Origin of the sequence: Actinacidiphila epipremni (assembly GCF_012034175.1) — a bacterium.
Taxonomy (GTDB): domain Bacteria; phylum Actinomycetota; class Actinomycetes; order Streptomycetales; family Streptomycetaceae; genus Actinacidiphila; species Actinacidiphila epipremni.
Genome location: NZ_JAATEJ010000017.1, coordinates 167157 through 182043 on the forward strand (window position 1 = coordinate 167157; position 14887 = coordinate 182043).

The 14887-nt window shown below is 76.5% G+C and carries 13 protein-coding genes; 10 read left to right on the top strand and 3 right to left on the bottom strand.

The window, feature by feature from the left end:
- Nucleotides 1-52: 52 nt before the first annotated feature.
- Entirely contained in the window at nucleotides 53-874 is an 822-nt protein-coding gene (locus tag HCN08_RS21005; protein ID WP_240970276.1) for a hypothetical protein, read from the top strand.
- 10 nt (nucleotides 875-884) lie between these two features.
- On the opposite strand, the gene HCN08_RS21010 is transcribed toward HCN08_RS21005, so the two are convergent.
- Both HCN08_RS21010 and HCN08_RS21015 read right to left on the bottom strand, forming a co-directional pair.
- A complete protein-coding gene (locus HCN08_RS21010; RefSeq protein ID WP_167984593.1) occupies nucleotides 885-1160 on the bottom strand; it encodes a hypothetical protein in 276 nt (91 codons plus the stop codon).
- Between the two features lie 106 nt (nucleotides 1161-1266).
- Nucleotides 1267-1917, bottom strand: a complete 651-nt coding sequence (locus HCN08_RS21015; protein WP_167984718.1) for a TetR/AcrR family transcriptional regulator — start codon at nucleotides 1915-1917, stop codon at nucleotides 1267-1269.
- Nucleotides 1918-1987: 70 nt separating this feature from the next.
- Between HCN08_RS21015 and HCN08_RS21020 the strand changes: the two genes are divergently transcribed.
- The gene (locus HCN08_RS21020) at nucleotides 1988-3376 is read left to right on the top strand and encodes an FAD-dependent monooxygenase (protein WP_167984719.1); all 1389 of its coding nucleotides are present in this window, start codon (nucleotides 1988-1990) and stop codon (nucleotides 3374-3376) included.
- Nucleotides 3377-3387: 11 nt separating this feature from the next.
- Here the strand turns inward: HCN08_RS21020 and HCN08_RS21025 are convergent, their stop codons facing one another.
- Entirely contained in the window at nucleotides 3388-4332 is a 945-nt protein-coding gene (locus HCN08_RS21025; RefSeq protein ID WP_240970277.1) for an NADP-dependent oxidoreductase, read from the bottom strand.
- A 175-nt stretch (nucleotides 4333-4507) separates the two neighbouring features.
- On the opposite strand from HCN08_RS21025, the gene HCN08_RS21030 reads away from it, so the two are divergent.
- From HCN08_RS21030 to HCN08_RS21065, 8 genes are all read left to right on the top strand, one after another.
- On the top strand, nucleotides 4508-5026 hold the full coding sequence (locus tag HCN08_RS21030; RefSeq protein WP_240970278.1) for a hypothetical protein: 519 nt from the start codon (nucleotides 4508-4510) through the stop codon (nucleotides 5024-5026).
- 200 nt (nucleotides 5027-5226) lie between these two features.
- The gene (locus HCN08_RS21035; RefSeq protein ID WP_167984746.1) at nucleotides 5227-5598 is read left to right on the top strand and encodes a phage holin family protein; all 372 of its coding nucleotides are present in this window, start codon (nucleotides 5227-5229) and stop codon (nucleotides 5596-5598) included.
- Nucleotides 5595-5975 (top strand): DUF3618 domain-containing protein, encoded by a 381-nt coding sequence (locus tag HCN08_RS21040; protein WP_167984721.1) that lies wholly within the window; start codon nucleotides 5595-5597, stop codon nucleotides 5973-5975. Before HCN08_RS21035 ends, HCN08_RS21040 begins: the two co-directional genes overlap by 4 nt.
- Nucleotides 5976-6168: 193 nt before the next feature.
- Nucleotides 6169-8808 carry an ATP-dependent Clp protease ATP-binding subunit gene (locus HCN08_RS21045; protein WP_167984722.1) on the top strand — a complete coding sequence of 880 codons (2640 nt, stop codon included), beginning with the start codon at nucleotides 6169-6171 and terminating at the stop codon, nucleotides 8806-8808.
- Between the two features lie 76 nt (nucleotides 8809-8884).
- Nucleotides 8885-9445, top strand: a complete 561-nt coding sequence (locus HCN08_RS21050) for a TetR/AcrR family transcriptional regulator (RefSeq protein ID WP_167984723.1) — start codon at nucleotides 8885-8887, stop codon at nucleotides 9443-9445.
- A gap of 85 nt (nucleotides 9446-9530) precedes the next feature.
- Nucleotides 9531-11306, top strand: coding sequence for an alpha/beta fold hydrolase (locus HCN08_RS21055; RefSeq protein ID WP_167984724.1), 1776 nt, complete (start codon nucleotides 9531-9533; stop codon nucleotides 11304-11306).
- 283 nt (nucleotides 11307-11589) lie between these two features.
- On the top strand, nucleotides 11590-13731 hold the full coding sequence (locus HCN08_RS21060) for a PEP/pyruvate-binding domain-containing protein (RefSeq protein WP_167984725.1): 2142 nt from the start codon (nucleotides 11590-11592) through the stop codon (nucleotides 13729-13731).
- Nucleotides 13728-14651 carry a hypothetical protein gene (locus HCN08_RS21065; protein ID WP_167984726.1) on the top strand — a complete coding sequence of 308 codons (924 nt, stop codon included), beginning with the start codon at nucleotides 13728-13730 and terminating at the stop codon, nucleotides 14649-14651. The genes HCN08_RS21060 and HCN08_RS21065 overlap by 4 nt, the downstream gene beginning before the upstream one ends.
- Nucleotides 14652-14887: the final 236 nt, after the last annotated feature.

Here is a 14887-nt window from a genome sequence, read left to right on the forward strand (position 1 = left end):
TCCCGGTCGGGGGCGCCGGGTAGCATCGGCGGCCATGGGGCGGGGATGGCGCATGGGCGCCGCGACAGGGGTCGCGCTGGTCGCGGCGGTGTGCGCGTCGGGACCGGAACGCGCGGCGGCGGTCCGTACGGCGGTGGACGTCCGCCCGCTGCCCGCCGACCGCTACCGCTCCACCGCCGCGGACGACCGGCGGTCCCAGCAGGCCACGGCGCTGCTGGTCCGGCAGTGCATGGCAGGCCGCGGCCACCCCGGCTTCCCGCTCGACCCGCAGATGCCCGGCACCAGCCTCGGCCTCACCGCGGTCGCCACCGACTACGGCGTCCTCGACCCGGCCGCCGCCCGCCGCTGGGGCTACGGCTGGGACCCGGCCGTCGCCGCCGCCGACCGGCCGAAGGGCCGCCGGATGACCGGCGACGAGTTCACCGACTGGGCCTCCTGCACCAGGCAGGCGAGCACGCGGCTGCTGCGCGGCGTCGACGTCCAGGGCGGCCTGGTCCGCCCGGCGAGCCGCGCGGTCGAAATCGGCAAGCAGGCCGAGGCCGACCCGCGGCTGCGCGCGGCCTGGGACGCGTGGTCCCGGTGCATGGCCGCGGAGGGCTTCCCCGGCTACCCCGACCCCGTCGCCGCGTACTCCGACCCCGCCTGGTCCCGCGGCAGCGACGGCAACACCGCCCATACGCCCCGCGAGCGCGCCACCGCCGCGGCCGACGTCGCGTGCAAGCTGCGCCACCACACCGTCGAGGTCTGGCAGACGGTGCAGGCGCAGGAGCAGGCCGCCGACATCGCCGCCCACCCGGCCTCCTACGCCGCCGCCCTGAAGGCCCTGCGCACCTCCCGCGCCAACGTCGCCGAGGTGCTGCGCACCCTGGGCTAGCAGCCGGTGCCTAGCCCTTGCAGGCGGGGTCGGCGAGTATCACCGGGGCCGCCTCGCGGGTGGTGACGAAGGCGCGGAAGCCCGGGGCGCCGGCCACGCACTTGGTGGCGATGTTCGCGAAGTGGTCGGGGAAGTTGGTGACGTCCGCGGGGCTGTCGTCGCCGCGGTGGTTGGCGACGGGGGAGTCGCCCGTACCGCGCTTGTCGCTGGCGCACCCCGACAGGGCGGCCACGGCGAGCGCGATCGCGGCGAGTGCGGTCAGGTACTTCGTCGAACGGCGCTTCATGTCTTCCTCGTCTCAACCCTGGGCGACCCGGTCCGGGCGGCCGGACGACAGCAAAGACCCGCCACGCCCATGGCCGGTTCCCGACCCCGCGGCAGCCGATGCCGCGTCAGGGGATGCCGTAGCGCGCGGCGATGCCGTCGAGGACCACGTCCAGCCCCTCGGCGAAGTGCCGGTCGTAGTCGGCGAAGATCTCCGCGCCCGCCGCCGCGGCCAGCGGGAAGTCGGCCATCCTGCGGGCGCGTTCGGCCACGTCGAAGCCCTCGCGCCGCTCGTCCGGCATCGGCTGCACGCCCTGCTCCTCGATGACGAAGCCGAGCGTGTACAGATACGAGGTGGAGGTCGCCCGTACCGCCTGGGGCAGGGTGAATCCGGCCGCGGTGAACAGCCGCAGGGTGTCCTCCATGGCGGCCACGTGGTCGTCGCCGGTGAAGCGCGAGCCGCTGAAGACCCGGGCGCCGTCCCGGTGGCGGCGCAGCGCGTCGCGCAGGCCGTGGTTGGCCTTGAGCAGCCGCTCCCGCCAGGTGTCGGCGGGATCCAGCGGCGTACCGGCGACCATCCGCCGGTACATCTGCGTGGCCATCTCGTCGAGCAGCTCCTGCTTGTCCTTGAAGTGCCAGTAGAGCGCGGGCGCCTTGACGCCCAGCTCGCGCCCGATGGCGCTGAGCGTCAGACCGTCCAGGCCCACCGTGTCGAGCAGGTCCAAGGCGGCGTCGGCGACCCGCTTGCGATCGAGCGGCACCCGTGGCTTCGCGTTCACGCTTGACAGTTTAACGGCGTTAAGGGCATCGTGGCGGCCAACGGAACTTAACGTCATTAAGGAGCATGGCATGGCGCAGATACGGGGGCACGTGGACGTCCTGGTGGTCGGGGCGGGCCCGAGCGGGCTCACCCTCGGCATCGACCTCGCCCGCCGCGGCGTGGACGCGCTGGTCGTCGAGCGCGCCGCCGGGCTCTTCCCCGGCTCGCGCGGCAAGGGCATCCAGCCCCGCACGATGGAGGTCTTCGACGACCTCGGCGTCATCGACGCCATCCTGGCCGCCGGCGGCTCCTACCCGCTCGGCGCGATCTGGCAGGACGGCCGCAAGGTCGCCGAGCACGCGATGTTCGAGCCCGCCGACGCCGACGAGACCTCGCCGTACACCGAGCCGTGGATGGTGCCGCAATGGCGCACCCAGCAGATCCTGCACGCCCGGCTGGAAGAGCTCGGCGGCACCGTCGCCTTCGGCCACGAGGTCACCGGCCTGACCCAGGACGCCGACGGCGTGACCGTGGACCTCGCCGGCGGCCGGCAGATCCGGGCCGGATACGTCGTCGCCGCCGACGGAGGGCGCTCCGCCGTGCGCCGGGCGCTCGGCATCGGCATGACCGGCGAGACCGTCGACCCGCAGCCGATGCTGGTCGCCGACGTCCGCGTCGCCGGCCTCGACCGCGACAACTGGCACATCTTCCCCGGCGGCGACGGCACCGGCTTCATGGTGATCTGCCCGCTCGCCGGCGTCGCGGACTTCCAGCTCGTCGCCCAGTTCCCCGAAGGGCACCCGGTCGACCTCACCCTGGACGGCATACGGAAACTGGTCGCCGCCCGCTCCCACCTCGCCGCCGACGACGTCACCGAGGTGCGCTGGGCCTCCGACTTCCGCCCCCGGGCGGCGCTGGCCGACCGCTTCCGCGACGGCCGGGTCTTCCTCGCCGGCGACGCCGCCCACGTCCACTCCCCGGCCGGCGGCCAGGGCCTCAACACCAGCGTCCAGGACACGTACAACCTCGGCTGGAAGCTCGGCGCGGTGCTGGCCGGCCGGGCGCCCGCCGCGCTGCTGGACAGCTACGAGGAGGAGCGCCGCGCCGTCGCCGCCGACATGCTGGGGCTGTCCACCGGCATCCACCGCGGCGAGGCCACCCGCGGCGCCGCCACCCGCCAGCTGGGCCTGGGCTACCGCACCTCGTCCCTGAGCGCCGAGACCCGCCCCGCCCCGGGCCCGCTGCGGGCCGGCGACCGCGCGCCGGACGCCGCCGTCGCGGGCGTCCGGCTCCTCGACGCCTACCGCGGCCCGCACTGGACCCTCCTGACCACCGGCCCGGACGCCCCGCCGGAGTACGGCACGGGGGTCTTCCTCGTCCGCCCCGACGGCTACGTCGGCTGGGCCGGCGACACGGAGGAGGGGCTGGCCGGGTACGCCGCCCGGGTCGGCGCCGGGTCGGCGCACCGGGTGCCGTGACGCGGCGGGCGTCAGCCGCCCTTGGGCACCCGCAGGACGATCTTGCCCCGCGGGTGCTCCTGCTCCAGGGCCGCGTAGGCGGCGGCGGTGCCGGACAGCGGCACCACCCGGTCGATACGCGGGGCCAGCCGCCCCTGCGCGGCGAGCCGGGCGAGCTGCCCGAGGGCGCCGCGGTCCGGCTCCACCACGAAGAAGACGCCGTGCTTCCCCTCCGGCGCGGCCGGCGGGGCGACGATGCTCACCAGCGTCCCGCCCGGCCGCAGCACCTGCCACGAGCGGTCCTGGACCTGCCCGCCCACCGTGTCGAAGACCAGGTCCACGCCCTCGACGGCGTCCTCGAACCGCTCCTCGGCGTAGTCCACGACCAGCTCCGCCCCCAGGTCGCGTACGAAGCCGGCGTCCCGGGCCGCGGCCGTGGCGACCACCGACGCGCCGAGCGCCACCGCGACCTGCACGGCGAGCGAGCCCACCCCGCCCCCGCCGCCGTGCACCAGCACCCGCGCGCCCTCGGTCAACCCGCCGTGGTCGCGCAGCCCCTGCCACGCCGTCAGCCCGGCCAGCGCCAGCGCGGCGGCGGCCTCGTCGTCGAGCGCCCTGGGCCGCACCGCCAGCACGCCCGCCGGTACCGCGACGTACTGCGCCGCCGCGCCGTCCCGGGTGAAGGGGATGAGCCCGAAGACCGCGTCCCCCACCGTCAGGCCCGCGACGCCCGGGCCGAGCTCGGCCACCCGGCCCGAGACCTCCTTGGCCGGCACCACGGGCGTCCGGTCCCGGCCCGTGCCGTCGAGGGCGTCCGTCCAGGTGGCGTCCCAGTCCAGCTCGCCCGGCGTGATCGCCGCGGCCCGCACGGCCACCAGGACCTCGCCCTCGTCCGGCACCGGCCGCAGGGCCGTCTCGTACGACAGGCTCTCCGGCCCGCCCCGCGCGTGCCCCCGCACTGCCTGCATGGTGACCATGGGATGTCCCTTTGATCGGCTTGGTCGGCTTTATTAATTCCGGGCGGATATGTGCTCACGCTACCGCCGCGCGACGGCCACCGCCCGCGCGCGCCGGGAGCCCCGGGGCCGCCCGCCGGCCGGCCGGGCGGGGGGCGCCGACGGCCGTCCGCGCGGGGGTTGGCATGATGCAACGGTGATCGCGCACGCCTCTCCCCGCCGCACCACCCGCCTCGTCCGTACGGCAGGGACGGCGGTCGCGCTGACCGCGCTCGCCACCGCCTGCACCCACTCCGCCGAGAAGGCCCCCGCCCCGCAGGACACCGGCACCGCGACCCCCGGGCAGGTGCACGTGGTGGCCCCCGACGTCGACCTGACCATCACGCACGCCGTCGCCCACCTCGACGCGTCGGGCAGCGGCACCGTGACCATGACCGTACGCAACGGCACCGGGCTGCCCGAGCACCTCGACATGGTCGCCACCCCCGACGGCGGCAGGGGCCGGCTCACCGGCGCCGCCACCGGCGACAACGGCTCGATGACCAGCGCCGGAATCCTCCTCCAGCCCGGCAGCACGGTGACCTTCGCCGCCCCCGGCCCCACCATCCGGCTGACCGCCACCCACGGCGTCACCGCCGCCCACACCCTGCCGCTGATGCTGCAGTTCGGCATCGCCCGCCTGGTGCGCCTCACCGCGGTCGTCACCGGCGGCTGACGCGCCCGCGCGGGGCCGGTGGCAGCTCGGGAGGCGTAACTGCCCGTCACGGGGTACGCGTTCGCGTGACGGCCGGTGCGGTGCGGGTCATCGCGCCGGCGCAGCGTACGCAGGACGACGGAGAGGTGGATGCCGTGTCGAACACGCAGTCGCAACCGCTCGCCGGGCGGTCGGCGGGGCCGCCGCGGGCGGACGAGCCGGTGAGCCAGCTGGTGCAGCACGCCTCGCGGCAGCTCACAGAGCTGGTCCGGGGCGAACTGCGCCTGGCGCAGGCGGAGATGAAGGAGAAGGGCAAGCACTACGGCCTGGGCGCCGGGATGTTCGGCGGCATGGGCGTCGTCGGGTTCCTCATGCTGGAGGCGCTGGTGGCCGCCGCGATCGCCGCGCTGGCCCTCGCGCTGCCGGTGTGGGCCGGCGCGCTCGTCGTCGCCGCCGCGCTCGGCGCCCTCGCCGCGGTGCTGGCCATGACCGGCAGGAAGCAACTCGCCCAGGCCGCGCCGCCCGCCCCCGAGCAGGCGATGGCCGGCGTCCGGGCCGATGTCGCGGAGATCAAGGAGAGTGCCCACCGATGAACACCCCCTCCGGCGGCGGACAGCCCGCCGACACCCCCAGAAGGCTCGACGGCCACGACGGCCACGACGGCCACGACGGCCACGGCGGCAGCGACGCGCATGGCGCCGACACGCCCGAGCAGGTGCGCGAGCAGGTCGAGCAGACCCGCCTCGAACTCGGCGAGACGATCGAGGCGCTGTCCGCCAAGGCCGACGTCACCGCCCGCGCCCGGGAGAAGACCGCCGAGCTCCGGCAACGGGCCGCGGTCACGACCGGGGAGCTGCGGCAGGCCGCGGCCCTCGGCGCCCGGGCCGCGCGCGACAACCGCGCCGCCGTGCTCGCCGCGGCCGGCGCGCTCGCGCTGCTGCTGCTCGCCTGGCGCCGGGCCGCCGACTGAGCCGCGAGCCGCGCCGCCGGCCCGGCGCCCGCCCGCGCCGGGCCCGGCGCCCGGCCCGCGGGGTCCGGTCCCTCCCATGACACCGCGCCCGACATGCCCGGAAGATCCCGCCGCGCGATCGACGCATGAGCGCCGCCCACCCGGGTACGCGGCGGGAAGCCAGTCGTCAGCGAGGTCAGCGAGGGAAACTACGATGACCAGCGGTTTCATGGGCCAGGAAGACGACCCCTTCGGCGAGTTCTTCGCCCGGTTCTTCGGCGGCCGGAATCCGGCGCCCCGGCAGGTCGACATCGGCCGGCTGCTCAGCCGGCCGGCCCGCGAGCTCGTGGAGGGCGCGGCGCAGTACGCCGCCGACCACGGCAGCCGCGACCTGGACACCGAGCACCTGCTGCGGGCCGCGCTCGCGGCCGGGCCGACGCGCGACCTGCTCAGCCGGGCCGGCGCCGACCCGGACGCGCTGGCGTCGCAGATCGACGAGCGCTCCGGGCCCGTGCAGCCGCACGAGGAGCCGGGGCCGATGTCGCTGTCCCTGACCCCGGCGGCCAAGCGCGCCCTGCTGGACGCGCACGAGCTGGCCCGGGCCGGCGGCGCCGGCTACATCGGCCCCGAGCATGTCCTCGGCGCGCTCGCCGCGAACCCCGAGTCGTACGCCGGGCACATGCTGGGCGCCGCCCGCTTCGGCCCGCCGGTCCCACCGCCCGAGCAGGGCGCCGGTCCCGCCGGGCCCGGGCAGGCCGGGGCGCAGCGGCAGGGCGGCGGCCCGGTCGCGGGGCCCGGGCAGGCCGGCGGCGGCACGCCCACCCTGGACAAGTACGGCCGCGACCTGACCGGGCTCGCCCGCGAGGGCCGGATCGACCCGGTGATCGGCCGCGACACCGAGATCGAGCAGACCATCGAGGTGCTCTCCCGGCGCGGCAAGAACAACCCCGTGCTGATCGGCGACGCCGGCGTCGGCAAGACCGCCGTCGTCGAGGGGCTCGCCCAGCACATCGTGGACGGCGACGTCCCCGACACGCTGCTGGGCCGCCGGGTCGTCGCGCTGGACCTGACCGGCGTCGTCGCCGGCACCCGCTACCGCGGCGACTTCGAGGAGCGGCTGAACACCATCGTCTCCGAGATCCGCGCCCACTCCGACGAGCTGATCGTCTTCATCGACGAGCTGCACACCGTCGTCGGCGCCGGCGGTGGCGGCGAGGGCGGCTCGATGGACGCCGGCAACATCCTCAAGCCCGCGCTCGCCCGCGGCGAACTGCACATCGTCGGCGCCACGACGCTGGAGGAATTCCGGCGGATCGAGAAGGACGCGGCCCTGGCCCGCCGCTTCCAGCCGGTCCTCATCCCCGAGCCCACCGCCGCCGACACCCTGGAGATCCTGCGCGGCCTCCGCGACCGCTACGAGGCCCACCACCAGGTCCGCTACACCGACGAGGCGCTCGACGCCGCCGTGCAGCTGTCCGACCGCTACCTGACCGACCGCCGGCTGCCCGACAAGGCCATCGACCTGATCGACCAGGCCGGCGCCCGGGTACGGCTGCGGGCCCGCACCAAGGGTACTGACGTACGGGCGATGGAACGCGAGGCCGAGCAGCTCACCCTCGACAAGGACCAGGCCGTCGCCGACGAGAGCTACGAGCGCGCCACCCAGCTGCGCGACCGCATCGCGGAGCTGCGGCGGCGGATCACCGAGGCCGGCGGGGACGGCCGGGCCGAGGAGGGCCAGAACCTGGAGGTGACCTCCGAGGCGATCGCCGAGGTCGTCTCCCGGCAGACCGGCATCCCCGTCAGCAGCCTCACCCAGGAGGAGAAGGACCGGCTGCTGGGCCTCGCCGAGCACCTGCACCAGCGGGTGGTCGGCCAGAACGAGGCCGTCGCCGTCGTCTCCGACGCGGTGCTGCGCTCGCGCGCCGGGCTCGCCAGCCCCGACCGCCCGATCGGCAGCTTCCTCTTCCTCGGCCCCACCGGCGTCGGCAAGACCGAGCTGGCCAGGGCCCTCGCCGAGGCCCTCTTCGGCAGCGAGGACCGCATGGTGCGGCTGGACATGAGCGAGTACCAGGAGCGGCACACCGTCAGCCGGCTGGTCGGCGCCCCGCCCGGCTACGTCGGCCACGAGGAGGCCGGGCAGCTCACCGAGGTGGTGCGCCGCCACCCGTACTCGCTGCTGCTGCTCGACGAGGTCGAGAAGGCGCATCCGGACGTCTTCAACATCCTGCTCCAGGTGCTCGACGACGGCCGGCTCACCGACGCCCAGGGCCGCACGGTCGACTTCACCAACGCCGTCATCGTCATGACCAGCAACCTCGGCTCCGACGTCATCGCCCGGCGCGGCGCCGGCATCGGATTCGGCTCCGGCGGCGACGCGGACGCCGACGAGGAGGCCAGGCGCGAGCAGATCCTGCGACCGCTGCGCGAGCACTTCCGGCCCGAGTTCCTCAACCGCATCGACGAGATCGTGGTCTTCCGCCAGCTCAGCGCCGAGCAGCTGCGGCAGATCACCGACCTGCTGCTGGAGCAGACCCGGCGGCTGACGCAGGCCCAGGGCGTCACCGTGACCTTCACCGACGCCGCCGTCGACTGGCTCGCGCAGCACGGCTACCAGCCCGAATACGGCGCCCGGCCGCTGCGCCGGACGATCCAGCGCGAGGTCGACAACCGGCTGTCCCGGCTGCTGCTGGACGGCAAGGTCGGCGAGGGCGGCCGGGTCACGGTCGACGTGGCCGACGGGCGCCTGGTCTTCGCCACGCAGGGGCCGTCCACCGCGCAGCCGCCGGCCGCGGAGCCGCCCGCCGAGGAGCCGCCTGCCGAGGACGACAAGCCGGGGCCGTCGGCGCAGTAGCCGCCGCGGGGCGCGGACTCAGGGCAGGAGCAGGGGCGCCCTTGTGAAAATATGACGGCCGGTCTACATTTTCCGTATGGGTGAGAAGGGGACGCAGACCCGGGTGCGGATGCTGGGCGCGGCGCAGGGCTTGATCGAGAGCGGCGGCTACCACGGCGCCGGGCTCAACCAGGTGCTGGCCGCCAGCGGCGCTCCACGCGGCTCGCTGTACTTCCACTTCCCGAGCGGCAAGGACCAGCTGGTCGCCGAGGCCCTGGAGCGGGCCGGCCAGGAGATCAGCGCCCTGGTGCGCGATCTGGCCGACGCCGGCCCCGACACCGCCGCCGTCGTCGGCTCGCTGCTCGACGTGCTCGCCGACCGGCTGGAGACCTCCGGCTGGTCCAAGGGCTGCCCGGTGGCGACCGTCGCCCTGGAGGTCTCCGCGAGCAACGAGACGCTGCGCCAGGTGTGCGCCGAGGTCTACCGCTCGTGGGAGAGCGCCCTGGAGGGCCGGCTGGCCGCCGACGGGCATCCGGCCCCGCAGGACACCGCGACCGCGATCCTCGCCCTGGTCGAGGGGGCGCTGCTGCTCGCCCGCGTGCAGCGCAGCCGTGAGCCGTTCGCGCGGGTCGCGCGCGCGGTCGCCGCGCTGCTCTGACGCGTACCGGGGCCGTAAAGGCACATCGGCTTTGTGTCGGCAAAAAATATGTAGACCGATCTATTGAGAAAACCGAGGAGGGGCCATGCCCCGCACGATCGTCTTCGGCGCCACCGGTTTCATCGGGCGCTCGCTGGTCGCCGAACTGCTGAACCGGGGAGAAGCGGTGGCCGCCGCGGGGCGCGGCTCCGGCGACGCCCTCGCCGCGTGGCTCACCGCCCGGCACGTCGACACCCGCGCCCTCACCTTCGTCCGCGCCGACATCACCCGGCCCGGCCTGTCCCTCCCCGCCCAGGCGCTGCCCGACGTCCGCGACGTCTACAACTGCGCCGGCCGGTACGCCTTCGGCATGAGCGTGCCGGAAGCCCGGGCGACCAACGTCACCGGAGCCCGGCACGTCGTGGAATGGGCCGCCGCCCGGACGCAGTTGCGCAGGCTCGTGCACGTCAGCGGCTACCGGGTCAGCTCCGAGGAGCCCCGCGTCCCGGACTACCGCCGGCTCGGCGCCTACGAGGCGTCGAAGATCGAGGGCGACGCGGTCGTACGGTCCCGCGCCCGCGAGCTGGGCGTACCGCTGACGCTCGCCAACCCCAGCACCGTCATCGGCCCCGGCCAGTACATCGGGCTGGCGACGATGGTCGGCGACCTGTGGCGGGGCCGGCTGCCCGCGCTGCCGGGCGGCCCCGACGTGTTCGTGCCGGTCGTCACGGTGGACCACCTCGCCCGCTTCCTCGCCGAACTGCCCGCGCACCCGCGGACGGCCGGCAGCGCCTACTGGCTCCTGGACGACACGACCCCCGACCTTCCGGCGCTGGTCGGCCTGGTCGCCGGGCATCTGGGAGTCCGCGCCCCCGAGCGGTCGATCCCGGTCGGCGTGATCCGCCGGCTGCCCCGGGCCCTGACCAGGGCGGACCCGGAGACCCTGTCCTTCCTGTCCACCGACCGCTACCCCACCGCCTCCGCCAACGCCTTCGCCGAGTCCGCCGGCATACCGGCGCCCCCGGTGGACACCGCGCTGCGGGAGTGGGCCGACCACCTCGTCGCCACCCGCTTCGGCCAGGCGCCCGAACCGCGCCGGCCCGCCGGATTCCACGACATCGCCGGCAGCCGCACATGGGTGGCCGGCGAACGCCGGCGCCCCTGGTACGTCCTGCTGCACGGCCTGCCGCTGGACTGCGACTCCTGGAACGACGTGGACTACCTGCTGTCCGCACCGGTGCTCGCGGCCGATCTGCCCGGCCTCGGCCGCTCCGCGCCTGCCCCGGTCGGGCCCGAGGCATGGCTGGCCGGCCTGCTGGAACCGGTCACCACCCGCCCGGTGCTGGTCGCCCACTCGATGGCGTGCGGCCCGGCGGTGCGGTATGCCGCAGCCCACCCCGAGCGCATCGGCGGCCTGGTGCTGGTGTCGCCCTCGTTCCTCCAGCGCCCGCCGGGAATCCTGGCCCGCTCGCCCCTGGCCGCTGCGCTGCTGCGCCGCGCGGGCGCCGACCGGCTGGCCCGCACCCTCGGTGTGCCGGCCGGCCCGGCGATCGAGAGCGCCGCCGCCCACCTGCGGCGCCCCGGCGCGGCCCGGCGGGTGGTCCGGGCGCTGCGCGCCGACCGCGCCGACCGCGCAAAACTGCGCCGGCTCCTCGACGACGTGCAGGTCCCGGTCGAGCTCGTCGTCGGGGCGGACGACCCGCTGGAGGCCGCGACCGGCCTGCCGGTGACGACGGTCCCGGGCGCGGCGCACTACCCGCAGCTCACGGCGCCGGGAGCCGTCGCGCACGCGCTCGCCGACCTCGCCGCACGCCGGTCACCCGCCGACCCGCCCGCCGAACGGCCCGTCGGCGCCGACCCGTCCGCCACCGCGCCCCGCTGACCCCTCCGGCACGGCGGCGCACCGCCCGCGGGCAACCCCGCACCCCACGCACCCCGTCCTCCTCCCCGGAGGCGGGGTGCTCCCGTGCGCCGGGCCTCCGCCCGTGCCCGAGGGCGCCGACCGGCCCGATGGTGAACGGAAAAGGCCAATTCGGCGGATCCGGAAAGCACTTCGGGTGAACGGGCGTTGTGAGGGAGCAGAAGAACACCACCCGGCCCGCGGGGCACCCCCCGCGCCCGGGTGCGAAGCCGCCCGACCGGCGGCGGCTGAAAGGAGCGCCCTGATGGAGACCGAGACCGACGCGCTCATCGTCGCACCCCTGGACACCCCGGCCGCCCGCGACCCCGCGCTCGCGGGCGCGAAGGCGGCCAACCTCGCCCGCGCCGCCGCGGCCGGACTGCCCGTCCTGCCCGGCTTCGTCATCCTCCCGCCCGGCCGCGCTCCCGCCGCGAGCACCGCGGGCACGGCGGCCACCGCGGGCACGGCCCCCGCCGGCCCCGAGGCGCTGCGCGGCGCCTGGCACGACCTCGGCGGCGCCGACGGCCGCCCGCTCGTCGTCCGCTCCTCCTCCGTCCACGAGGACACCGCCGAGTCCTCCATGGCCGGCCGCTTCGAGTCGGTCCTCGACGTCCGCGGCTGGGACGCCTTCACCGCCGCCGTCCGCCGGGTCCGCGCCTCGGCCGCCGGTGTCGCCCTGCCGGGCGGGGCCGCGGGCGCGGCGGAGGCCGGGATGTCCGTCCTCGTCCAGCCGATGCTCGACGCGCGGGCCGGCGGCGTCATGTTCGGCGCCGACCCGGTCGAGGGCCGCTTCGACCGCATCCTGGTCAGCGCGGTGTCCGGCGGGCCCGACCGGCTCGTCGACGGCAGTACGCAAGGGGTCCGCTTCCAGCTCACCCGGCACGGCCGCCGGCTCCACACCGAACCCGAACTGCCGCGCCGCGACTGGCCGCTGAACCGCCGTATGCTCGCCCAGCTGGTCCGGCTCGCCCGCCGCGCCGAGCGCGTCCACGGCGGGCCGCAGGACATCGAGTTCGGCTTTGACGCCGACGGCACGCTGTGGCTGTTCCAGGCCCGCCCCATCACCGCGATGACCGCCCGCCCCGCCCGCCGGGCCCGGCTGCTGGGCCCGGGACCGGTCGCCGAGACGCTGCCCGACGTCCTCCAGCCGCTGGAGGAGGACCTGTGGCTCGCCCCGATGAACCAGGGCCTCATCCTCGCCCTCGACATCGCCGGCGCCGCCCCGCGCCGCAAACTGCGCCGCGAGCCGGTCGTGCTGGCCGTCGACGGCCGCGCCGCCGCCGACCTCGTACGGCTCGGGGCCGCGGCGGCCCCGCACCCCGTACTGCACTTCATCAACCCCGCGCCCGGCGCCCGCCGCGCCGCCGCGGCCTGGCGGATGGGCCGGCTGCGCGCCGCCCTGCCGCTGCTGGCCCGCGACCTCATGGCCGACGTCGACCGGCAGCTGGCCGAGCTCCCCGCCCCGCGCCGGATGCTCAGCGGCGAGCTGCTGGGCGCCGCCGCGTGGGGCAGGACCGTACTGGTCTCGCTGCACGCCCAGGAGTCGCTGGCCGGCGTGCTGCTCACCGGCGACACCGGCACCACCGCCGCCGGCGAGGCACTGGCCGTGCTCGGCGAGGGCCGGGCCGCCGGGCCCACCGACGACGAGCTGATCGCCCGGCACCCCGTGCTGCTCGCCCTGCTGCCGCCCACCCTCGGCGAGCGGCCCGCGCTGCCCGCCGACGTGGCCTGGCACGGCCTGGCGCGCGGCGCCGGGTTCCTGTCGCTGCGCGAGGGCCTGCGGCTGCGCATCCGCTGGGTGCAGGAGATGCAGGCCGCGATGGTCCGCGAGCTCGGCAGCCGGATGGACACGCACTGCACGGCGGGGGAGCGCGGCCGGATAGCCCTGCTGCGCTGGAGCGAGCTGTCCGCCGTGGCCGAGAGCGGCACCCGGCCGGCCGACCTGGCCGCCCGCACCCCGCGCCCCGGCACCGCGCCGCTGCCCGCCGCCTTCCGGCTCGCCGACGGCCGCCCCGTCGCCGTCGCCCTGGACCGCCGCCGGGGGGACGGCGGCACGGGCCAGGGCGCGGGCGGCGGGCAGGGCACCGGCACCGCGTGGCACGGCGAGGGCGACCGGCCCGCCGACGCGGTGCTCGTCGTCCGCTCCCTCGCCCCCTCCCTGGCACCGCTGCTGCCGGGCCTGTCCGGCCTGGTCGCCGAGACCGGCAGCGTCCTGTCGCACCTGGCCGTCCTCGCCCGCGAGCAGGGCGTGCCGACCGCCGTCGGCGTCCAGGGCGCGCTGGACCGCTACCCGCCCGGCACACCGCTGCGGGTCGACGGCGGCAGCGGGGCGGTGGAGCAGCTGGGCGACGCCCCGGGCCCTGGGCCCGCGCCGGCACCCGCGGCACCCGAGGAGGCGGCGGCGTGAAGTACGTCAGCTACCTCTTCGGCACCCTGTGCCTGATGGCCGCGGCCGTCTACCTGGTCATCTACCTCTACCGGTGGGAATGGCAGCGCGCGATCGTCTCCGGCGTGCTGCTGCTGGCCGTCGAGGGCTTCCTCGTCCTGGTGGTGGTGCTCGGCAGGCTCGGCCGCCTGGAGCGCCGTATCGGCGAGGCCGACTCCCGCGTCGAGGAGATCCGCCGCCACCTGGAGAGCTCCCGCAACGACGGGGCGCCGGACGCCTTCCGCTGGCTCGGCGGCGCACAGACCCGGGACGAACTCGACGGCACGCGCCGCACGTTCGTCTTCGTGCCGGTCCTGATGGTGACCGGCGCGGCGCTGTCCGGCGTCGCGTGGGTCGTGCAGCGCGTGGCCGCCGTCACCGCCCGCCCCGGCGCCGAGCGCCGGCTGGCCGGCCGCCTCGCCCCGCTCGCCGCGCCGCCCGGCGGAGTGCGCGGCCCGCTGCCCCAGCTGGAGGACCGCCCCGCCGTCCCCCGCCGCCGCCTGCTGCGCCCGCTGCTCGGCGGCACGGCCGCGGTCGCCGCGGTGGCCCTGCTGGTCTTCGGCGTGCGCACCCTCGCCGACACCACCGAGACCCGCGCCGAGTCCCGGCCCGACGCCGCCGCCAGCATCGTCGTCTTCCGCATCGCGGTGCACGGCGACCAGGCCGGCCCGGCCCGCCAACTCGCCGCCCAGGACCTGTGGGAGAGCTGCCGCCGCGCCACCTCCTCCGACAACCCCTCCGCCAGCCTCGACCCGATGTCCGACGGCGTCTACGCGGCCGTCGTCCGCCCCGCCCTCAGCGACCACGACATGCTCCGCCTGCGCGGCTGCCTCTCCGACGCGACAGCCAACCGCGCCACGGCCACCGTCCTCGGCTACGGCAGCGCGGTCCGCCCGCACTGAGCCCTGCGGGGCGGTGGGGGAGGGGCGCGCCGGGCCTGCGACCGGGCAGGGGAGCGCAACTGCCGTGCGCCCACGGCGGCTTCGGGAGAGGCGGGGCCACCGGCCGCGCCCGCGGGGCGGGGTAGCCTGCTGGGGCGGCCACCGCTGCCGGGACGGCGCGGTGGCACCGTCCCCCCCGCCGTCCCCCCGGGTCCTCCCGGTCCTCCCCGGCCCGCCCCCCGCCCCCCGCCTTCCGC

Bases quoted from the DNA above. Each gene is read 5' to 3' on its own strand.
- HCN08_RS21005 (WP_240970276.1), top strand. From the start codon at position 53: ATGGGCGCCGCGACAGGGGTCGCGCTGGTCGCGGCGGTGTGCGCGTCG.
- HCN08_RS21010 (WP_167984593.1), bottom strand. From the start codon at position 1,160: ATGAAGCGCCGTTCGACGAAGTACCTGACCGCACTCGCCGCGATCGCG.
- HCN08_RS21020 (WP_167984719.1), top strand. From the start codon at position 1,988: ATGGCGCAGATACGGGGGCACGTGGACGTCCTGGTGGTCGGGGCGGGC.
- HCN08_RS21025 (WP_240970277.1), bottom strand. From the start codon at position 4,332: ATGGTCACCATGCAGGCAGTGCGGGGGCACGCGCGGGGCGGGCCGGAG.
- HCN08_RS21040 (WP_167984721.1), top strand. From the start codon at position 5,595: ATGAACACCCCCTCCGGCGGCGGACAGCCCGCCGACACCCCCAGAAGG.
- HCN08_RS21045 (WP_167984722.1), top strand. From the start codon at position 6,169: ATGACCAGCGGTTTCATGGGCCAGGAAGACGACCCCTTCGGCGAGTTC.
- HCN08_RS21050 (WP_167984723.1), top strand. From the start codon at position 8,885: ATGGGTGAGAAGGGGACGCAGACCCGGGTGCGGATGCTGGGCGCGGCG.
- HCN08_RS21055 (WP_167984724.1), top strand. From the start codon at position 9,531: ATGCCCCGCACGATCGTCTTCGGCGCCACCGGTTTCATCGGGCGCTCG.
- HCN08_RS21060 (WP_167984725.1), top strand. From the start codon at position 11,590: ATGGAGACCGAGACCGACGCGCTCATCGTCGCACCCCTGGACACCCCG.